Source organism: Shewanella sp. SM32 (assembly GCF_025654235.1).
GTDB classification, from domain to species: domain Bacteria; phylum Pseudomonadota; class Gammaproteobacteria; order Enterobacterales; family Shewanellaceae; genus Shewanella; species Shewanella oncorhynchi.
On the sequence record NZ_JAKKRO010000128.1, the window covers coordinates 1 to 2,683 of the forward strand.

The window sequence follows — 2,683 nt, forward strand, 5'->3', positions numbered from 1 at the left end:
TGGATAAGAGTTTGGCACTCTACTTGGAAGGACTTCAAACAAGTACTACCTTATCTATTTGTGGGCATTCTGTTGGGGTCAATGATCTACGGTTTTATTCCTACAGATTTAATCGTTAAATATGCCGGTGAAGCAAAATGGTACGCTATTCCTGTGGCGGCTTTAATTGGTATTCCACTTTATATTCGCGCCGAAGCAGTAATCCCTCTCAGCGCCGCATTAGTGCAAAAAGGGATGGCGATGGGTTCTGTAATGGCCTTAATTATCGGCAGTGCAGGAGCGAGTTTAACAGAAGTCATTTTACTAAAATCCCTCTTTAAAAATCAGATGATTATTGCATTTTTAGCGGTAATTTTAAGTATGGCAATGACTGCCGGATTTCTTTATAGCTATGTATTTAGTTAACACAMAAAATAATGTTCTAACTCGATATGGCACTCACCGCATGCTCCTAAAGTGAGTGCCATAGGGCCTTTACGCCCCAAGATTAAATCATCTAAAACGTAAACYTATAAMATACTGGTATTGCGAATAAATTCGCCTCGCTTAAGAGAAGCAYAATGAATTCACCTATTAGTCTAAAAGCCAAAGATGATGCAATAGAATGGGCGCTAACCCATGGCATGGCGTTTAAAGAAACCCAATATTCTGCCCGCCACGCGCCATTTACCTTAACGCCGAGTTTAATCAGTCGAGGTCACTATCAATACTTAAAAGATTCTGTGCATTTACTCGGTAAACTTATTCATTCTATATCAGAAGAACATGCCTTCTTATACGATGCGATTCAACCTATTACGGCTAGCGATCCCTTTTTTGCCGCCTTGCTTGGTATRCACCAGCAAGTACATTGCTCGCAGACTCCAGCGCAGAGAATGCCATTGCTCATTATGCGTAGTGACTTCATGGACGATAASGACTTAGGGCCAAAACTAGTGGAGTTTAATGGCATTGCGGCTGGTATGGGGCCCTTTGGTCAGAGAGTGCATCAAYTCCACCATTATTTGCAGCAATGGCATCAACTGCCTATAGGTGAACTTGTTGATAATCATGCCATTGAACAATTATCCGCAGGCATAGCTAAAGCAACCTTTAAGATAAAACAGGAATTTGAAGATGCGGGGCCAGCAAGATTTTTGATGATAGTGCAAGAAAATGAAGACAATGTGTTTGACCAACATTTACTCGAACTCGCGTTACAACAACAAAAGATACAAACAATTCGCAGAACCTTTAGTGAACTACAAGAACAAGTTACCACAGGCGAAAAACATAGACTGATACTCGAAGGCATTGGCACTATTGATACCGTTTATCTGCGAGCGGGTTATCAATATGCAGATTATGAATCCGTTGACATCAATGGCAACAAGGACTGCCAAGCCCTGATGGCGATCCGTGTATTGATTGAAAAACATCGCGTTGCCATCAATGCCACCGTAGGACAACAACTGGCAACCAGTAAGCGGATGCAGATGCTGCTCTCGTCTATGGATGAAATGTCCTTGACTCAGTTTGGTTTAACGCTGCAACAAGCCAAAATGGTCAAATCCCTCCTCGGCGAGATGCGCTCCGTTACCCCAGAGAGTATCCAATTAGTCGAAGCATCCCCAATAGACACTTGGGTGCTAAAAAATCAAGGTGAAGGCGGTGGCAATTGCCTGTTTGGTGCCGATATTTCACATGAATTAGCCGAGTTAGAACCCGCGCAATACCAAGCATGGTCGCTGATGCGCCGCTTACACCCTAGGCCGAGAGCAACACCAACCTTAGTAGTGCGTGACGGCGAAATAGAAACCATAAATGACATGATCCCTGAAATAGGCATGTTCACCGTCCACATTGATGGCGAGCCTGTGATGGAGGATAGCTCTAATAGCGACAGCCCCGGTTATTCGGGATATTTAGTTCGCAGCAAATCAGCCATGGTGACTGAGGGTGGAGTTCACAGCGGCCAAGGGGTATTAGATTCGCTGATGTTTAGCGATTAACAGGGCGCGTATAAAGTAAAAAGCCACAGAATCTCATCTGTGGCTTTAACTAACAAATTAACCTATATGATTAATAAGCGGTTTTAACACCAAAACTACGAATATAAAATACCCTTGGTCCCGTTCCCGCTTCAGGTTTCAACTGCATAGGTTTATGCAATTTAATCAACTGGGATACCTTGCTCTGCGGATCATCTAAATCACCAATCACCCGCGCTTCAGATGGACAAGCATCAACACAGGCAGGATTCAACCCCTTATCAAGCCTATGATCACAGAAAGTACATTTCTCTGTAGTGCGTCTTGGTCGTGTAACAGGGTAAGTATCACCCCGCTCAGGGTTTTCATTGGGTGATGCAGTAGCCCCCGTGCGTTTGAGCAGCATCAGTGGTGATACAGTACCGTTAGCCACTAACTCAGAGTCATCTTGCCACCGACGGTGCGGTGTTGCCGCATTAAAACTAATCACGCCGTATGGGCAAGCATTCATACACTTCTTGCAACCAATACATTCATCATTGTTTTGCAGCGTTAAGCCGCGCTTATCTTTGTGCATAGCCCCTGTCGGGCAGACTTTTACACAAGGTGCATCATCACAATGATTACATAAGGTCGGTATATAAGTGTATTTTACATCAGGAAAAATCCCCTCAGTGGTGGCAATATGATGCGACCAATGAATACCGTCGTTC

General features: G+C 44.0%; 3 protein-coding genes. 2 read left to right on the forward strand and 1 reads right to left on the reverse strand.

The features are described 5' to 3' along the window. The coding region (locus tag L5M10_RS23525; protein ID WP_263256060.1) for a permease at positions 1–405 on the forward strand (405 nt) is incomplete at its 5' end. Between the two features lie 155 nt (positions 406–560). Beyond that, complete coding sequence (locus L5M10_RS23530; protein WP_263256061.1) at positions 561–1,991, forward strand: glutathione synthetase; 1,431 nt, start codon at positions 561–563, stop codon at positions 1,989–1,991. A 70-nt stretch (positions 1,992–2,061) separates the two neighbouring features. Here L5M10_RS23530 and L5M10_RS23535 read toward each other — a convergent pair. Continuing rightward, on the reverse strand, positions 2,062–2,683 hold a 622-nt coding region (locus L5M10_RS23535), incomplete at its 5' end, for a 4Fe-4S dicluster domain-containing protein (protein ID WP_263256062.1).